General features: G+C 75.2%; 14 protein-coding genes and 1 pseudogene. 4 read left to right on the top strand and 11 right to left on the bottom strand.

What is annotated here, in order from left to right; genetic code table 11:
* Positions 1–49 precede the first annotated feature (49 nt).
* From fxsA to IF20_RS26305, 5 genes and pseudogenes are all read right to left on the bottom strand, one after another.
* On the bottom strand, positions 50–280 hold the full coding sequence (gene fxsA / locus IF20_RS26325; protein WP_052867818.1) for an FxSxx-COOH cyclophane-containing RiPP peptide: 231 nt from the start codon (positions 278–280) through the stop codon (positions 50–52).
* 59 nt (positions 281–339) lie between these two features.
* A complete protein-coding gene (locus IF20_RS26320) occupies positions 340–3,672 on the bottom strand; it encodes an SAV_2336 N-terminal domain-related protein (RefSeq protein WP_052867817.1) in 3,333 nt (1,110 codons plus the stop codon).
* Positions 3,673–3,676: 4 nt separating this feature from the next.
* Positions 3,677–4,699 carry an AAA family ATPase gene (locus tag IF20_RS26315; RefSeq protein ID WP_052867816.1) on the bottom strand — a complete coding sequence of 341 codons (1,023 nt, stop codon included), beginning with the start codon at positions 4,697–4,699 and terminating at the stop codon, positions 3,677–3,679.
* Positions 4,700–4,809: 110 nt separating this feature from the next.
* Positions 4,810–6,834 carry a VMAP-C domain-containing protein gene (locus tag IF20_RS26310; RefSeq protein WP_052867815.1) on the bottom strand — a complete coding sequence of 675 codons (2,025 nt, stop codon included), beginning with the start codon at positions 6,832–6,834 and terminating at the stop codon, positions 4,810–4,812.
* Positions 6,835–6,863: 29 nt separating this feature from the next.
* Positions 6,864–7,259 (bottom strand): annotated as a pseudogene (locus IF20_RS26305) (CU044_2847 family protein); the annotation flags it as partial.
* A 126-nt stretch (positions 7,260–7,385) separates the two neighbouring features.
* Here IF20_RS26305 and IF20_RS26300 point away from each other — a divergent pair.
* The 4 genes from IF20_RS26300 (at position 7,386) to IF20_RS26285 (ending at position 10,653) form a co-directional block, all read left to right on the top strand.
* Positions 7,386–7,568, top strand: a complete 183-nt coding sequence (locus tag IF20_RS26300) for a DUF6104 family protein (RefSeq protein ID WP_030258837.1) — start codon at positions 7,386–7,388, stop codon at positions 7,566–7,568.
* Positions 7,569–7,682: 114 nt separating this feature from the next.
* Positions 7,683–8,561, top strand: coding sequence for a DUF4097 family beta strand repeat-containing protein (locus IF20_RS26295; RefSeq protein ID WP_052867813.1), 879 nt, complete (start codon positions 7,683–7,685; stop codon positions 8,559–8,561).
* 3 nt (positions 8,562–8,564) lie between these two features.
* The gene (locus tag IF20_RS26290; RefSeq protein WP_052867812.1) at positions 8,565–9,596 is read left to right on the top strand and encodes a PadR family transcriptional regulator; all 1,032 of its coding nucleotides are present in this window, start codon (positions 8,565–8,567) and stop codon (positions 9,594–9,596) included.
* Between the two features lie 178 nt (positions 9,597–9,774).
* A complete protein-coding gene (locus tag IF20_RS26285; protein WP_052867811.1) occupies positions 9,775–10,653 on the top strand; it encodes an SCO6745 family protein in 879 nt (292 codons plus the stop codon).
* Positions 10,654–10,687: 34 nt separating this feature from the next.
* On the opposite strand, the gene IF20_RS26280 is transcribed toward IF20_RS26285, so the two are convergent.
* The 6 genes from IF20_RS26280 to IF20_RS26255 form a co-directional block, all read right to left on the bottom strand.
* Positions 10,688–11,248, bottom strand: a complete 561-nt coding sequence (locus IF20_RS26280; RefSeq protein WP_052867810.1) for a Clp protease N-terminal domain-containing protein — start codon at positions 11,246–11,248, stop codon at positions 10,688–10,690.
* Positions 11,248–11,457, bottom strand: a complete 210-nt coding sequence (locus tag IF20_RS26275) for a helix-turn-helix domain-containing protein (RefSeq protein ID WP_052867809.1) — start codon at positions 11,455–11,457, stop codon at positions 11,248–11,250. The genes IF20_RS26280 and IF20_RS26275 overlap by 1 nt, the downstream gene beginning before the upstream one ends.
* 104 nt (positions 11,458–11,561) lie before the next feature.
* Positions 11,562–12,779 carry an extracellular solute-binding protein gene (locus IF20_RS26270; RefSeq protein WP_052867808.1) on the bottom strand — a complete coding sequence of 406 codons (1,218 nt, stop codon included), beginning with the start codon at positions 12,777–12,779 and terminating at the stop codon, positions 11,562–11,564.
* A gap of 223 nt (positions 12,780–13,002) precedes the next feature.
* Complete coding sequence (locus tag IF20_RS26265) at positions 13,003–13,629, bottom strand: HutD/Ves family protein (protein WP_052867807.1); 627 nt, start codon at positions 13,627–13,629, stop codon at positions 13,003–13,005.
* Entirely contained in the window at positions 13,629–14,591 is a 963-nt protein-coding gene (locus tag IF20_RS26260) for a zinc-binding dehydrogenase (protein ID WP_052867806.1), read from the bottom strand. The genes IF20_RS26265 and IF20_RS26260 overlap by 1 nt, the downstream gene beginning before the upstream one ends.
* Before the next feature lie 222 nt (positions 14,592–14,813).
* A complete protein-coding gene (locus IF20_RS26255) occupies positions 14,814–16,019 on the bottom strand; it encodes an NAD(P)-dependent malic enzyme (RefSeq protein ID WP_052867805.1) in 1,206 nt (401 codons plus the stop codon).
* Between the last annotated feature and the right edge of the window lie 155 nt (positions 16,020–16,174).

The raw sequence follows: 16,174 nt of genomic DNA, 5'->3' as shown, positions 1-16,174 counted from the left end.
AATGTTCGCGTCACAGCGGAACGCTTCCGAAAGCGTGGTGGGTTCCACGTCAGAAGGCGCTGTTGAATCCCCAGAGCATTTCGGTGGGTTCATCCACCCGCGTCCGTATCCGCTCCAGCACCTCGGCCAGTACCGGGTGCTCCACGGTCCGCAGCTCCGCGAGGTCCAGCGCGAGCAGGTCCGGCAGCTCGGGCAGCTCACCGGCGCGCGGCACCGCGGTCCCGGCCGCCTCGGCGCCGTCCGCCGGCCGCGCCTCCGTGTCCTTGCCGCTCGCGCTCATCGCCTTGCCCCTTCCCGCCAACTGCCCCCGTTGCGAGGTCGCTTACAGGCTGCCGTCTGTCACCTGCCGATGTCCACGATCCGGCGCGAGGTCTCCTCGGCCGCCGCCCCGCCCCCGTCCGGCAGCCGCCGCCACTCCTCCAGGGCCAGCCGGTAGGCGTCCCGGGCCGCGCGCGGCCGGCGCGCGTCCTCGTACACCTCGCCGCGCAGGTGGTACGCGCGGGCGCGCAGCCGTACGGCGGGGACCGGATCGGCGGCGTCGTCCCGGGCGGCGCGCGCCGCTTCGGCGGCCCGTCGGAAGGCGTCCGCCGCCTGCTCCAACTGCGCGTCCAGCCGGGTGCGGCGGTGGGCCAGCCGGTGCGTGGCGCCCAGCTCCAGCCAGCTCTCGGCCCGCACCATCGGGTCGGCGGCGGACTGCGCGGCGAGCCCGAAGAGGTGCTCGGCCTCCCGCAGGTCCACCCGGTCGTCGTCGGTCCTGCGCAGCATCAGCGCGCGGCCGAGGGTCAGCAGCCGCCGGGCCAGCCGAGGATCGCCGGCCGCGGTCTCCATCCGGCAGTCCCGCAGCACCCGGACGGTGCGGTGGATGACGGCCCGGCCGCCGGGCTCGCGGGCCCGGCGCATCAGCGCCTCGCCCCACTCCTCGATCAGGTCGCCGTAACCCTCGCGGTCCCGGGGCACCGCCCGGCAGGCCGCTTCGTAGCCGCGGTCGGCCTCCGCCAGGTGGGCCACGTCGCCGTCCGCCTCGAAGCGCCGCACCGCCAGCCGGGCGGCGCGCACCAGGACGGCGGCCTTCTCGTCCGGCCCCTGCGCGGCCTCCCCCACCTCGGTGACCAGCAGCCCCGCGCGGTCCAGCGCATCACCGGTGAGCGTCAGCAGCGCGTCGACCAGGTCCAGCCGGGCCCACAGCCGGGCCTCCTCGGGCGCGCCCTCGGCGGCCATCGCGTCGGTCGCGTGCGCCAGCGAGGCCGCCGCCTGCTGGGCGTACGCCTCGGCCTGCTCGCGGTCGGCGGCCGTGCCGGACAGCCGCAGCAGCGCCCGGCCGTGCGCCAGCGGCAGGCCGAAGGGCTGCGCCTCGTCGTACGGCCAGGCGTCGGCGAACGCCTCCAGCATCCCGACGGTCTCCTGGAGCAGCCCGCTGTCGCCGCCGAGCCGCCACTGCTCCTCCAGGACCCGCACCCGCTCCAGGGTGATCTCCAGGGCGTGCCACGGTTCCAGACCCGCCGTCGCGCACACGGCGGTGAACTCCCGGTCGGCGCGGCGCAGCAGGTCCAGCGCACCGCGCGGGTCACCCGCCGCGCGGCGCTCCGCCGCCTCCCTGTGCAGCACCCGACCCAGCGCCGTACGGGCCCGCGCGGCGCCGGACTGCGCCGCCGTGCGTGCCGCCTCGTGCGCCTCGCGCAGGAGTGACCGGCCGCCCTGCAGTTCCCACAGCCGCAGCAGGGTCTCCGCCAGCTCGCTCCACAGCACGGTGTCGGCGCCGCGGTGCCGTTCGCTCTCGGTGGCGTGGCGCAGCAGCTGCACCGCGTCGATGAGGTTCCGCACCATGCCGTCGGCGGCGAACCGCCGCACCAGGGCCTGGGAGCGGCGTACCGCCTCCGAGGACGCCGGGCCGCCCGGCCCCTCGTGCGCGTCGGCGGAGACGCTGCGCAACGGGATGAACCGCTCCAGGACGTGCGCCGCGACCTCGGCGAACGGCTGCGGCACGCGCGCGCCGGGCCCGTCGGGCAGCGGGTGGGTGCGCAGCCGCGCCACCGACTCCACGGCGTCCGCGAGCCGGTCGCCGGTCAGCTGCGCGATGGCGAGCGCCGGGAAGTTCGGGCCGCCCTTGCCGAACCGTTGCTCCACATACGCGGAGCAGTGCTTGAGCACGAGCAGCGCCTCGTCCCTGCCCAGCGGCGCGAGCAGCACCTCCTGCACGCCCTTGACGAACTCGTACCAGGGGCCGCCCGTCATCGACTCGCCGTCCGTGCGCGTCAGCAACCCGCCGAGCAGCACCTCCGACAGCTCGGCCGGACCGGTGCCGGGCAGCATCGTGCGCTGCACCAACTGCATGACCGGCAGGCACAGCGGCGCCGCCGCCAGGTAGCCGGCGAGCTGCGCCGCACCGGGCGAGGCGGCGCGCCGGAAGCGCGCGACGACCTCGGTGGCGGGCAGCGGCTCGCGGGGGCGCGGCGCGGGGGCCGGCGGCTGGTCGGCGCGGAGCCGGCCGACGGCCGCCGGTACCTGGCCCGCGCCCGTGCCGGACAGCAGTTTCGCCCAGGCCGCGAGGGCGCCCGCGGCGGGCGGCAGCACGGGGACCGGCAGCGCGCCGGGCGCGGCCTGCGGGGTGTCGCCCGTGAAGTGCAGCGCGGTGGCGTACGAGGGGCCCTCGCCGCGGCGCAGCGTGCCGTAGGAGACGGGCAGCCGGGTGCGGGACCACATGCGTTGCGGAAGCGGCTGGAGGACGGCGAGCGGGCCCTGCCGGGCGAGGCGGTGCAGCAGCCGGTGGGCGTGGCCGCTGCGCCACAGGGGGCCGGCGCAGTCGCTGACGAGGACGGTGACCTGGCGCCCCGTGGGGTCGCTGAGCTGGTCGGCGGAGCGTAACGGTGCGTCGCCCGGCTCGAAGCGGCGGGAGACCGCGGGCCGGCCGTCCGGCCCCTGGTGCAGGAACTGCACCTGTACGTCGCGGAAGGCGCCCAACTGGCCGAAGACCTGCTGGAGTTCGTGCAGCAGCCGGTCCCAGACGCACATCGAGGAGGAGGCGTCCATCACCAGCTGCAGGGACGCCTCGGCCCGCGGCACCGCCCGGAACACCGGCATCACCAGCCCGCCCGACCGTGCGCTGCGCTCCGCCGTCGCCCGCTCGTCCAGCACGTGCCGCACCGCGGGCGCCGCGCTGCGGTACCGCTGGAGCGGGCGCAGGGCGCGTTGGAGGGCGAGCAGGTCGGGCAGCGCGGACGCGGCGGGCACGCCGACCGGCAGGCCGGTGCCGTACGAGCCGGCGGGCGCGCCGGAGCCCTCCGTACCGCCCGCCCCGGGCGACTCCTGGCCGGCCGGGTAGAGCGCGACGCGGGAGGCGCCGTTCGTACCGCCCGGCCGGCCGTCCGGCGGCTCCTGGTCAGTGCCGGTGCCGGTGTCGGTGCCGGTGCCGGCACCGGTGCCGCTGCCGGTCGCGGGCCGGTCGGCGCGCGCGGGCGCCGCCGACCGCTCCCCGGGCGCCCCGGTGCCGGTCGCCGCCGGGCCGGCGTCGCCCTCCCGTTCCGCCGCGCCCTCGCGCGGCCGGTACCACTGCGCCAGCCACAGGGCGTCGGCCAGCTCCCCGGCATCGGGGTCCAGGCCCGCGCCGCGCAGCGCGGCGACCACGTCGGCCCAGCTCTGCGGGGCGGTGGGGCGTCCTGCACGGTCCGCCGTCACGCCGTCACCTCGGCCGGTCGAGGCGCTGGATGAGGAGGTCGGCGAGCCGGTCGCGGGTGGTGGGGGCCGCCTGGTGGGTGAGGTAGATGGCGTTCAGCAGCTGGTCGGCGGCGAGCAGTTCGCTGCGGGAGCGTTCCAGGAAGCGGGCGATCAGGTCGTCCCCCGCGCGGGCCGCCTCCTCGCCGAGGTGCGCCCGTACGACGGTGGCGAGCCGCTTGTGGTCGGGCTGCCCCAGCTCCAGGTGGATGCAGCGGCGCAACAGCGGTGCGGGGAAGTCGCGTTCGCCGTTGCTGGTGAGGATGACGAAGGGGAAGGCGTGGCAGCGCACCCGGCCGTCGCGGATGCGCACCTTCTGCCCGTCGTCGGTGAGCACCTCGACCTCGGGCTCCCGTTCGGCCAATCGTTCCAGCTCGGGTATCGAGAACTCGCCCTCCTCCAGGACGTTCAGCAGGTCGTTGGGGAGGTCGATGTCGCTCTTGTCCAGCTCGTCGACGAGCAGCACGCGCGGCTGCGCGGTGGGCAGCAGGGCCGTGCCGAGCGGGCCGAGCCGGATGTAGCTGCCGATGCCGCCGGGCGCCGCCGCCTGCGCGCCGGGCCCGCCGGCCGCTCGGCTGCTCGCGGCGATCTGCACGTCCTGGAGCCGGGCGATGGCGTCGTAGTGGTACAGCCCGTCGCCCAGCGTCGTCCGGCTCACGATCGGCCAGCGCAGCACCCGGCCGAGCTTCAGCTCGTGCGCCACGGCGTGCGCGAGGGTGCTCTTGCCGGTGCCCGGGTTGCCGGTGACCAGCAGCGGACGGCGCAGGTAGAGGGCCGCGTTGACGATCTCCAGCTCCTCGGCGCTGGGCCGGTGCATCTCCGCGACGTGCTCGCCGAGCCGTCGGGTGGAGGAGCTGTCGGTGGCGGGGCCCGGCCCGACGAGCGGGCCGCCGTCGAAGTCCCGCCAGGGCGGCGGGCCGGGGAGCGCCGCGATGCCGTCGTGGGGCTCGCCCGTGCCGCGGTAGATGAGCCATTCGTTCGGTTCGCTCACTGCGAACTCCTCGTCACTGGTGGGTCATCGGCGGTTACGCACCGGCCACGTCCCGACCGTATCGGGACCGGCGGCGGCCCGGTAGGAGCACACGGAAAGACGCGCGTTCCTCACGGCGTCTCCAGCACGTCGTCGTCCCCCGGCAGCGGCCGCCCGGGATCGTCGTACAACAGCGTGATCCCACGTGACCAGTATGCTTCCGGCTCCGCCGCGCCGATGCCGGCGCGCAGCTCACGGACGGCGGCGGGCAGTCGGTGCGCGGTCGTCCCGCTCTTCACCGTGCGCAGGATCCCGCGGTGGTACTCCCCGCACACCGGGTCCGTGCGCTCCCTGCGCCACAGTGCCACCGGGTGGCCGCTGCCGACGATCCGGCGGATCGCCTCGCGCCCGCCGTCGCCGCCGGGCACCCGGCACAGCACGGGGAAGGTCCGCGGCTCCAGGTCGCGCAGCGCGTCGGCGGTGACGTCCTCGGGGCGGCCCTCGTCGCAGTCGAGGCAGGCGTGTTCCATGCCGTCCTCGTGCAGCCGCGTCCAGCGCTCCTGCGGCGCGATCCCCGGCTCCGTACCCTCCTGCTGCTCGCCGGCGGGCCGGTCGGCGCAGCGCACCACCACCGGGCGCAGCTCGCCCACCGGCGGGGCGCCGGGCGGTATCCGCCAGGTCTCCACGGCCAGGTCCAGCAGCGCCTGCCGGAGGGCGACCTCCAGGACGGCGGGGCGGCCGGGCTCGTCGCTGCGGCGGAACGCCTCACCCAGCGGCCCGGCCAGCTCGGTGGGCAGGTCGGCCAGCGCCGTGCCGTGCCGGCCCTCGCCCAGCGGCAGGTCGCCGGCGGGTCTGGACACGGTGACGTACCAGTCGAACCGGCCCTGTTCCCAGGCGCGTTCGGTGATCTCCAGCAGCACGGAGGGCAGCGGTCCGGCGGCCGCGGCGTCCGCCGGGCGCCGGGAACGGCCGACCGCGCGGGCCCGCACCCGGGCGTGCCACTCCGCGCCGAGCCGATTCCTGGCCAGCGGGGGCAGTTCGGTCATGGCCAGGCCGCGCACCCAGTCCCAGACCGCGTCCGCCGCCTCGGCCGCCGCCGGATAGGGGTGCTCGGCAGTCGCGGCGTACACGGCGTACCGCAGCACCGCCTCCAACTCGCCTTGCGCATCCCGCAGTTCGAGCCGGTCGAGGTAGACCTCCAGGCCCTCGCGCCAGCAGCGGGGCGCGAGCCGCAGCTCCTCGCCGCGCCGCGGCAGCAACTCGTCGACCAGGGCCACCAGCGCGGGCGTGCCGGCCGGCGGGGGCAGCTGGGCGAGCAGGCCGTGCAGCACCACCCGGCGTTTCGGCGTCAGCGCGGCGACGGTGGCGGCCGAGGCGGGCAGCCCGCTCTGCGCCTCGGTCCAGGTGTCCCGGGCCTCGCTGACGTCGGCGTGCAGATCGGCGTGGTACCGGTCGTGGGCGTGCAGCACACGGTGGTACGGATCGTCCTCCTCGCGGGCGATCCGGGCACCGGGGACGCCGATGCGGCGCAGCTGGGCCAGCGCGACCCCGAGGCCGCCGTCCTGCGCGCTGCCGCGCCGCCCCTTGAGCACGCCGATCACCTCGCCGCGCGCCACGTCGACGAGCGGGCCGCCGGACAGCCCCGCCGGCATCTCGTCCTCGTTGCCCAGCCGCAGCAGCCCGTCGCCGCCGAACTCGCCGCGCACCGTGCACCGTCCGTCGAACGCGCCGACCGTCCCCGCGATCTCGGTGTACCCGAAGTAGGCGACCCGCTCGCCGCCGTGCGCCCGGACCGTGCGCGGCGAGAGCCAGCAGCAGGCGTGGGCGGTGGGCCGGAGCAGCCGGATCAGGGCGAGGTCGGGCGCGGGCAGCAGGCCGCCGGTGCGCACGGCGGGCTCGGCCCATTCGACGCGGCCGCGCGCGCTGCCCCCTTCGAAGCTGACCCCCACCTCGCCCCCCTCGCCCTCCAGCGCCACATGGGCGCAGGTGAGCACCCAGTTGGGGGCGACGAAGAAACCGCTGCCGTACAGGGGCGGCTCCGGTGGCCCTTCGTGGGGATACCCGTCGCGAGCGGCGTGGATGCGCACGGTGGCGGCCTTGACGAGCGGGGCGAAGCGCCGGGAGAAGTACGCGTCCGGATCGTGCGCCCCGTTCATGCGCCGCCCCCGGTCCCGCCCTCCGCCAGGTCGGCGGGCGGGCCGCCCTGCCAGGTGAGGGTGACGTTGATGGCGGCCTTGGCCTCGCCGTCCGCGAGCAGCCCGACCAGGCTGCCGGACTTGCCGCTCAGCTCGATCCCGAACTGCACGCTGACCTCGTCGGGCCGCAGCCCCCGCAGCGCCCCCGCCAGCGACCGGGCGACGCCGTGCACCAGCCCGTCCAGGCTCTCCATCCGGCCGAGGACGCGATCGGTGAGGAAGCCGCTGTCGGCGTAGTCGGCGCCTTCTCCCGCGCGCCGGCCGCTGTCCACGTACGCCGCGCTCCGCTGCGCCGGCAGGAGCGCTTCGGCGCCGGATATCCGGGCCCAGACGGGCGTGCCGTCCGGCAGTTCTATGCGTGCGACACGCTTGGTGTCCTCGCTCATGCCACCCCCCGCTGCAACTGCGCCAGGAGGGCGGCCGGGCGGTCGGTGCCGATGCGGCCCACCGGACCGCGGCTGCCTATCCTGACCTGGAATGTCTTACCCCTACCCCTTTAGCGGAGCACTCACGTGTATTTCACCGACCGAGGCATCGAGGAGCTGGAGAGCCGGCGCGGCGAGGAGGAGGTGACCCTCGGCTGGGTCGCCGAGCAGCTGCGCACGTTCGTCGACCTCAACCCCGACTTCGAGGTCCCGGTGGAGCGACTGGCGACGTGGCTGGCGCGCCTGGACGACGAGGACGACGACGAGTAGGAGCGGGCGAGGAGGGCCGACCGCGCGGTGCTTGACGTGGCGACACCGCGATATATCGTGTTCTGCAGGGAACACGATATGTTGCGTTGCCCGTCCACACAGGGGAGGCCCGTCATGTCCGTCAGGGAAGAGTGGCCGGACGGCCCGGTCGAGGTGACCGGGCCGCGCACGCTCGACGTCGACGTACCGGTGAACGCGCTGCAGGTACGGCTGTACGGCGGCACGGTCAACGTCGTCGGCAGCGCGACGGCCGACCGTACGCGCATCGAGGTCACCGAGATCAAGGGCCCGCCGCTGGTCGTCTCCTACGACCGCGGCACCCTCACCGTCGGCTACGAGGACCTGCCCTGGCGCGGGCTGCTGAAGTTCCTCGACGGCCGCGGGTGGCAGCGCTCGGCCGTCGTCTCGGTGACCGTGCCGGCCGCCGCCCGGGTCGAGGTCGGCGCGGTCGGCGCGAGCGCGGTGGTCTCCGGCGTCGCCGGGCGCACGGAGCTGCGCGGCGTCTCCGGCGACAGCACTCTGGTCCGGCTCACCGGGCCGGTCAGGGCCGAGACCGTCACCGGCACGGTCGAGGCCCAGGCCGTCACCGGCGACCTGCGGTTCCAGTCCGTCTCCGGGGACCTGACCGTCATCGACGGCGGCGGCAGTTCGGTGCGCGCCGAGACGGTCACCGGCGGCATGGTCGTGGACCTGGACCCGGCGGCCAAGGGCACCGACGTGCACCTGACGACGGTCTCCGGCGAGGTCGCCATCCGACTGCCGGACCCGGCCGACGCCGAGGTGGAGGCCAGTACCACCAGCGGCTCCGTCTCCAACGCCTTCGACGATCTGCGGGTCGGCGGCCAGTGGGGCACCAAGAGCATCACCGGGCGGCTCGGCGCGGGCACCGGCCGCCTGAAGGTCACCACCGTCTCCGGCTCCCTGGCGCTGCTGAGCCGCCCGCCCGCCGAGGACGCCCCCGCCGACCCGCCCGCCGACAAGAAGGTGCTGTAAGCCATGCCCCCCGTCTTCGCACACGGCCGCCTCCGCCTGTACCTGCTGAAGCTGCTGGACGAGGCGCCCCGCCACGGCTACGAGATCATCCGGCTGCTGGAGGAGCGCTTCCAGGGCCTGTACGCGCCCTCCGCCGGCACCGTCTACCCGCGGCTGGCCAAGCTCTCCGACGAGGGCCTGGTCACGCACGCCACCGAGGGCGGCCGCAAGGTGTACTCCATCACCGACGCGGGCCGCGCCGAACTGGCCGCGCGCGGCGGCGAACTGGCCGAACTGGAGCTGGAGATCCGGGAGTCGGTGGCCGCACTGGCCTCCGACATCCGCGAGGACGTCAGCGGCTCGGCACGCGACCTGCGCCGCGAGCTGCGCGAGGCCGCGCAGGCCACCCGCCGGGGCGGTGCGCGCCCCGGCGGAGGCGCGCCGCAGGGATCCCCCGGCCCGTCGGACTTCTTCGACCGCGCCTACGGCGACCCGGACGCCTGGCGGCAGGCCAAGGAGGAGTTCCGCCGCGCCAAGGAGGAGTGGAAGGAGCAGGCCCGGCGGGCCAAGGAGGAGAGCCGGCGGGCCAAGCAGGAGGCGCAGCGCGCCCGCAAGCAGGCCAGGACCGCCAAGGACTCCGCGCGCGAGGAGGTGCAGGAGGCCATCCGGCGGGTGCAGGAGAAGACCCAGGACCATGTGCGCGCGGGCGACTGGCAGGGGGCGGTGCGCGAGGCGCTGTCCGAGGTCTCCCGCGAGGTCGGCCGTTTCACGGACGGCCTCACCGGCCCGGCCGGGCCCGCGGGCCCCACCGACCTCACCAAGGAGCCGGCCCCCGGGACCGCCGCGGCCGCCCCGCCCACCCCGGCGTGGGCGAACGATCCGACCACCGGCGACCCGGCCCGCGACCTGGACCGACTGCTGGACCGGTTCCGGGACGACGTCCGCGACGCCGCGCGCGACCACGGCGTCGACGAGGAGCAGGTGGCGGAGGCGCGCCGACAGCTCGCGGCCACCGCGGCGCACATCAATGCGCTCTTGCGTCGCTCCGCACGATAGTCACACACGGTCATTTTCGAAGGGCCGGGTTCACCCCGCGTAATCGGGGCACCCGGCCCTTCGCAGGGCCGTTCGTCCCCTTCGGACCGACTACGGCGTTCCGTAGACCCCTGGCCTTGCCCACGCTTAGAGTCAACTCTTCTCGCTCATAGGGATCTTGAAGGCCATGAGGTGTGCGATGTCCGAATATCCCGCGGTTGCCCGTCGGCTGTGGCACCAGCTCGAACCGCTGCACGCCACCCTCTACTACTCCCCCGAGGCGTTCGAGGAAGCGGCGGCGCTCGGGTACGACATCGGTACCCGCTGGCCCAGCTACTTCGCCTGGCGCACCGCACCCCTGGGGGCCGCCGGGCCCGAACTGGTCTCCGCCACCTACTACAGCTTCAGCCCGCGGATGGTCGAGCAGTACGTGCCGCTGATCTGGTCGACCGCCGCCCCCGCCAAGGTCCTTGAGGCCCGGTTGCGGGCGATGGACCGGGTGCTGCGCCGACTGGCGGGCGACCGGCTGACCCCGGATCAGCTCGCCGAGGCGGCCCGGCTCGCCCGACAGGCCGCGGAGAACGCGATCCCCGCCGCCCGCCCGCTGGCCGCCGCCAACCTGGACCTGCCCTGGCCCACCGAGCCGCACCTGGAGCTGTGGCAGGCGCTGACCGTGTTGCGCGAGCACCGCGGCGACGGGCATCTGGCCGCGCTGCTCACCGCCGGCCTCGACCCGTGCGAGTCCCTGGTCTCCTTCGCCGCGGTGGGCGCGGCCCCCGAGGAGCGCTTCCGCAGCCGTGGCTGGACCCCGCAGGAGTGGCGCCAGGCCCGGGACCGGCTCGCCGCGCGCGGCTGGATAGCGCCCGACGGGCAGGCCACCGACCGGGCCCGCGAGGGCCGGGAGGAGATCGAGCGGCTGACGGACCGGCTGGCCGCGGGTCCCTGGCGGGCGCTGGGCCGGGCCCGCGCCGACCGCCTCGCCCAGCTGATCAACCCGCTGCTGGCCGCCGTCTTCGAGTCCGGGCACCTGCCGAAGACCACCACCCTCGGCATCGGTCGGATCCGGGTCGCCTACTGACGCCCCGCCCGCGGCGCCCGCCGGGCCGTCGCCGTCAGGCCGCCCGGGACGGTTCGGCGAGCACCCGCTCGACCTCGGCGCGGGTCACGCCGTGGTCCGCCAGGACGGCCGTGGCCACGCCGGTGCCCGTGGTCAGCGCGAGCAGCAGGTGCTCGTCGCCGATGTGCTTCTCGCCGCGGCCGAGGGCGATCCGCAGCGAACGCTCCAGGACGCTCTTCGCCTCGCGGCTGAACGGGCGCCGCCCGAACCGCCCGCGCGCCTTCGGCCGCGCCAGCGCGCCGACGCCGTGCTCGGCCTCCACCCGCGAGACGATCTCCTCGACGTCGATGCCGAGCCCGGCCAGGGCCACGGTGTCGGCCGACACCTCCGACGGCGGGTCGCCGCGGCGGCGCGCCTGCGCCAGCGCCTCCGTCACCGCCGCCCGGCGCGCGGTCACCCCGAGCGCCGCCAGTGCGCCGGCCGCCGGCGTGCCCTCGCGGTCCAGCAGGGCGAGGAGCAGCTCCTCCTCGCCCACCGTGCCGCTGCCCGTACGGTCGGCGCAGGCGACGGCACCCCGCACGACCTCCCGCGCGCTTGCCGTGAACTTCTCGAACATCAGCGCCTCCCGTGCTTCTTGTGGACCGCCTGCCGGCTGACGCCCAGCTCGTCGGCGATCTCCTGCCACGACCAGCCCTTCGCGCGGGCGCTGCGCACCTGTACGGCCTCCAGCTGCTCCAGCAGCCGGCGCAGTGCGGCGACGGCCCGCAAACCGATGCGCGGGTCCCGATCGCCCGCCCGCTCGGCGAGTTCCGTTGCTTCGGTCATGGTGTCAATGTAGGTTGACACGCCCGCCGCGTCAACCGTAGTTGACACGGCGGGGTGCGACGCCGGCCCTTCCGCCGTACGACACGGGCCGCCGGTACGGCCGCTCACGAGACCTGCGACATCTCGCTGTCCGCCGTGTGCTGGATCGCGGAGAGCAGGGCCTTGGGATCCCCGCCTTCGCTGACGGCGCGGGCCAGCCGCTGCTGGAGCGCGGCGGTCACCTTCGGGCCGCCGACCGTGTCCAACTGCGGGAACTGCGCGTCCGGCAGCTGATCGACGAAGGGCCACAGCGCACGTCGGCGGCCGTCGCCGCGCATCGCCTCCGCGGCCGGGACGGTGACCGGCAGCGTGCCCTGCTGCTCGGCGTACCGGGTGACGTTCGGCCTGCTGTAGAGGAAGTCCAGGAACGCGCCCGCCTCCCGGGGGTGCCCGCGCTGCTGGAACGCCACCAGCCAGTCCGTGCGGCCGGTCGGCGTCGCGGTGCCGTCCTGCCGCCGCGGGAACGGGGCCGTCCGGTACGGCACGTGCGCCCGGTCGGCGCGCGCCATCAGCGCCGGGTGGGCGAGCAGCATCCCCACCTTCCCGTCGACGAACTCCCGGTACGCCTCGCTGCGGTCCATGGTGGCGCCCTTCGGGCCGGTCAGGCCGGGGGCCACGAGCCGGTCGCGGACGGCGCGGAGCGCGGTGACGTTCTGCGGGGAGTCCAGGATCCAGCTGCCGCCGAGCCCGACGTAGCCGCCGCCGTTGCCGAGCAGCCAGCTCAGCGCCTCGTCCTCGGCGGCCTCGGGCCCCAGCTGCAGCGCGTACGGCGTGCGCACACCCGCTTCCCGCAGCGCGGCGGCGTCCGCGGCCAGTTTGGCCCAGGAGGTCGGCGGGCCGTCGAGACCGGCCTTCTTGAACAGCTTCGTGTGGTAGAAGAGGCGCGGCGTGCTCGCGTGGAACGGCAGTCCGTACTGCACGTGGCTGATCTCGCCCGCCCTGGCCAGCGCGGGGACGAAGTCCGCCTGGGTGGCGATGGAGAGCAGGTGGTCCGCGCTGTAGAGCCGTTCGGACCGCGCGTACGAGGCGAAGGCGCCGGTCTGCGCGATGTCCGGCGCGTCCCCGGCCGCGACGCGGTCCGCCACCACCTCGGTCAGCCGGCTGCGCTCCACCGGGTCCAGGTCGACCGCGATGTCCGGGTGGCGCTTCTCGAAGGCGGCGACCAGGCTCTTCCAGTACGCGGTGGTGGCATGGTCGCCGTCCGCGCCGTCGTCGGCCACCACCACCTTCAGGGTGACGTCCGCGCTCCCCGGACCACCCGTGCCGCACGCGCCGAGCGTCAACGCCAGCGCGGTGGCCGCCCCCGCCGCCGCGTACCGGAGACCGGCTCTCCGCGCCGTCTCGGATGTCGCCCGTCCCGTCCCGCGTGAGAACCCGCGACGCCGCCGTAAGCCCATGTCCGCCCCTGTGCCGAAATCCCCACCGGCGAACGAGTGGTGCCCCCCGGCCGCCCCTCCGCCATCCCTGGGCACATGGTCACCCACGGCCGGCGCAGGGGCGCGGGAATCAGCCGCCGACGGGTGTGACGGACGGGACGAGTGTGACGACGGCGGCGACACCGTCCGGGCCCGCGTCGAGGTCGGCAGCCGTCCCGGCGGCCAGCAGCGCGGCGTCGTACCGGCCGAGCCGCACCGGCTCCCCGGCCGCCGCCGGCGTCAGCAGCGCCTCGCCGGCCACCGCCACGACCAGCACCGCCCCGTCCGGGCCCAGCGCGGCGCTCACCGCGTGCCGGCCGCGGGCCATCACCACGTCGGCGGTGCACCGGCCGTCCCGGACCATGACGTTGAAGTTGACGACGGGCCCCGCGGCGAGCCGGCAGTCCGTGGCGGCGCCACCGGCGAACGACACCGGCCGGAACCGCTCGGTGACGGGCGTCCGCACCCCGTCGACGGTCAGCTCCATGCCGGCCCCGGCCACCATGGTGAGGATGCGCCGGACGCCGGGCAGCGGCGAGTACGGGCCGTCCCGGTCCACGTCCGCCAGGCTCACCCGCCAGGCGAAGGTGGACCAGCCGGCGCCGGGCGGCCCGGCGGCGATCTCCCGGGTGGTGCCGCCCCCGTTGCTCCAGGGGGCGGCGGCGCGTCCGGCGGCCGGCAGCAGCCGTACGGGGTCGAGCAGCGGTGCCGGGTCCATCAGACGGTCAGCACGACCTTGCCGAAGAGGTCGCCCTCCGCCATCTTCGCGAAGCCCTCGCGGGCCCGGTCCAGCGGCAGCTCGGAGTCGATGACCGGCTTGACGCCCTTGGCGGCACAGAAGTCCAGCAGCCCGGCGAGCTCCTCCTTGCTGCCCATCGTGGAGCCGACGACCTTCAGCTCCAGGAAGAAGATCCGGTTCAGCTCGGTCTTCTCGGGGTTGAAGCCGCTGGTGGCGCCGGAGATCACGAGGGTGCCGCCGGGCTTGAGGGACTTCACCGAGTGCGACCAGGTGGCGGCGCCGACGGTCTCGATGACCGCGTCGACCCGCTGCGGCAGCCGCTCGCCGGACGCGAAGACGCCCTCGGCACCCAGCTCCAGCGCCCGCTTGCGCTTGGCCTCGTCCCGGCTGGTGGCGAAGACCCGCAGGCCCGCGGCCGCGCCGAGCGCGATCGCCGCGGTGGCCACGCCGCCGCCCGCGCCCTGGACCAGCACCGAGTCGCCGGGGCGCACGTCGGCGTTGGTGAAGAGCATCCGGTACGCGGTGAGCCAGGCGGTCGGCAGGCAGGCGGCCTCGGCGAAGGTGAGCCCCTTCGGCTTGGGCAGCACGTTCCAGGCCGGGACGGCGACCTGCTCGGCGAAGGTGCCCTGGTAGCGCTCGGTGAGGATCGAGCGCGGCTCCTTCGGGCCGACGCCGTGGCCGGTCTGGCCGATCACCGAGTGGACGACGACCTCGTTGCCGTCCGCGTCGGTGCCGGCCGCGTCGCAGCCGAGGATCATCGGGAGGGCTTCTTCGCCGAGCCCCACACCGCGCAGCGACCAGAGGTCGTGGTGGTTGAGGGAGGCGGCCTTGACGTTGACGGTCGTCCAGCCGGGGCGGACCTCGGGAGCCGGGCGCTCGCCCAACTCCAGGCCGCTGAGCGGATCGTCACGGTCGATTCGGGCGGCGTAGGCAGCGAACATGATCCCAACGTAGGTCTCGGATGCGCCGTTGCGGAACCACTACGCGATGTGACACGCGCCCCTTCAGGGGCGCGGGGAACTGCGCGCTCAGCCACGACGTGGCCGCGCTCGGCAGCAGAGGCGTACCCCTACGGCGTCCGGCCGCGCCCCTGACGGGTCCGGGCCCGCTCCCCGAAGGGAGCGGGCCCGGAACATTCGGCGGCACGACGGCCTCCGGCCGTCTCAGCGCCGCGCGACGCCCTCCGCACGCGCGGCGGCGGCGACCGCGGCCGTGACCGCAGGCGCGACCCGATCGTCGAACGGCGAGGGGATGACCTTGTCCGCGCTCAGCTCGTCGGCGACGACGGCGGCCAGCGCCTCGGCGGCGGCGAGCTTCATGCCCTCGGTGATCTGCGAGGCGCGCACCTGGAGGGCGCCCGCGAAGATGCCCGGGAAGGCGAGCACGTTGTTGATCTGGTTCGGGTAGTCGCTGCGCCCGGTGGCGACGACGGCGGCGTACTTGTGCGCCACGTCGGGGTGGATCTCCGGGTTCGGGTTGGCCATCGCGAAGATCAGCGAGTCCTTCGCCATCTTCGCCACCGCCTCCTCGGGGACCGTGCCGCCGGAGACGCCGATGAACACGTCCGCACCGTCCAGCGCCGACTCCAGGGAGCCGGTGAGCCCGCCCTTGTTCGTGAAGCCGGCGACCTCGCGCTTGACGTCGGTGAGGTCCTCGCGGTCCGCCGAGACGACGCCCTTGCGGTCGCACACCGCGACGTCGCCGATGCCGGCCTCGATGAGGATCTTGGCGATGGCGACGCCCGCCGCACCGGCGCCGGAGATCACCGCCCGCAGCTGCCCGAGGGAGCGGTCGGTGAGCTTGGCGGCGTTGCGCAGCGCGGCCAGCGTGACCACGGCGGTGCCGTGCTGGTCGTCGTGGAAGATCGGGATGTCCAGCTTCTCCTGAAGCCGGCGCTCGATCTCGAAGCAGCGCGGCGCGGAGATGTCCTCCAGGTTCACGCCTCCGAAGGAGGGCGCGAGCCGCACCACTGTGTCGACGATCTCGTCGGTGTCGGTCGTGCCGAGCGCGATCGGCACCGCGTCGACCCCGCCGAACTGCTTGAAGAGGATGGCCTTGCCTTCCATCACGGGAAGGGAGGCCTCCGGGCCGATGTCGCCGAGCCCGAGCACCGCGGTGCCGTCCGTGACCACGGCGACGACCTGGGACTTCCAGGTGTAGTCGTGGACCAGTTCGGGCTGCTCGGCGATCGCGCTGCACACCTTGGCCACGCCGGGCGTGTACGCGAGGGACAGGTCGTCCCGGTCGCGCACCGGCACCGTCGCCTGGACGGCCATCTTGCCGCCGCGGTGGAGCGCGAAGGCCGGATCGAACGGCTCTCCGTCCGTGCTGTCGCTGTCGCTGCGAGGATTGACGATCTCCGCTGCCACTGTTTTGACCCCTTTGTCGTAAATCAGTTGAGGGTGGCCACTCCCTGGTTGAGGGGTGGGCGGGCACCGCGTCCGCGCCCTGAGCGGGGAATGACCACCGCGCGGGGGGAGGTACGGACGCCGGGCGCACCGCACATGCGCCCTGAGCCCCGGAT

It is taken from the genome of Streptomyces niger (genome assembly GCF_000718305.1).
Lineage (GTDB): Bacteria > Actinomycetota > Actinomycetes > Streptomycetales > Streptomycetaceae > Streptomyces > Streptomyces niger.
Note: the sequence above shows the minus strand (reverse complement) of the source record. Positions and strands in the feature narration are given on the sequence as shown.

Bases quoted from the DNA above. Each gene is read 5' to 3' on its own strand.
- IF20_RS26310 (WP_052867815.1), bottom strand. From the start codon at position 6,834: ATGAACGGGGCGCACGATCCGGACGCGTACTTCTCCCGGCGCTTCGCC.
- IF20_RS26285 (WP_052867811.1), top strand. From the start codon at position 9,775: ATGTCCGAATATCCCGCGGTTGCCCGTCGGCTGTGGCACCAGCTCGAA.
- IF20_RS26265 (WP_052867807.1), bottom strand. From the start codon at position 13,629: ATGGACCCGGCACCGCTGCTCGACCCCGTACGGCTGCTGCCGGCCGCC.
- IF20_RS26280 (WP_052867810.1), bottom strand. From the start codon at position 11,248: ATGTTCGAGAAGTTCACGGCAAGCGCGCGGGAGGTCGTGCGGGGTGCC.
- fxsA (WP_052867818.1), bottom strand. From the start codon at position 280: ATGAGCGCGAGCGGCAAGGACACGGAGGCGCGGCCGGCGGACGGCGCC.
- IF20_RS26290 (WP_052867812.1), top strand. From the start codon at position 8,565: ATGCCCCCCGTCTTCGCACACGGCCGCCTCCGCCTGTACCTGCTGAAG.
- IF20_RS26260 (WP_052867806.1), bottom strand. From the start codon at position 14,591: ATGTTCGCTGCCTACGCCGCCCGAATCGACCGTGACGATCCGCTCAGC.
- IF20_RS26295 (WP_052867813.1), top strand. From the start codon at position 7,683: ATGTCCGTCAGGGAAGAGTGGCCGGACGGCCCGGTCGAGGTGACCGGG.
- IF20_RS26275 (WP_052867809.1), bottom strand. From the start codon at position 11,457: ATGACCGAAGCAACGGAACTCGCCGAGCGGGCGGGCGATCGGGACCCG.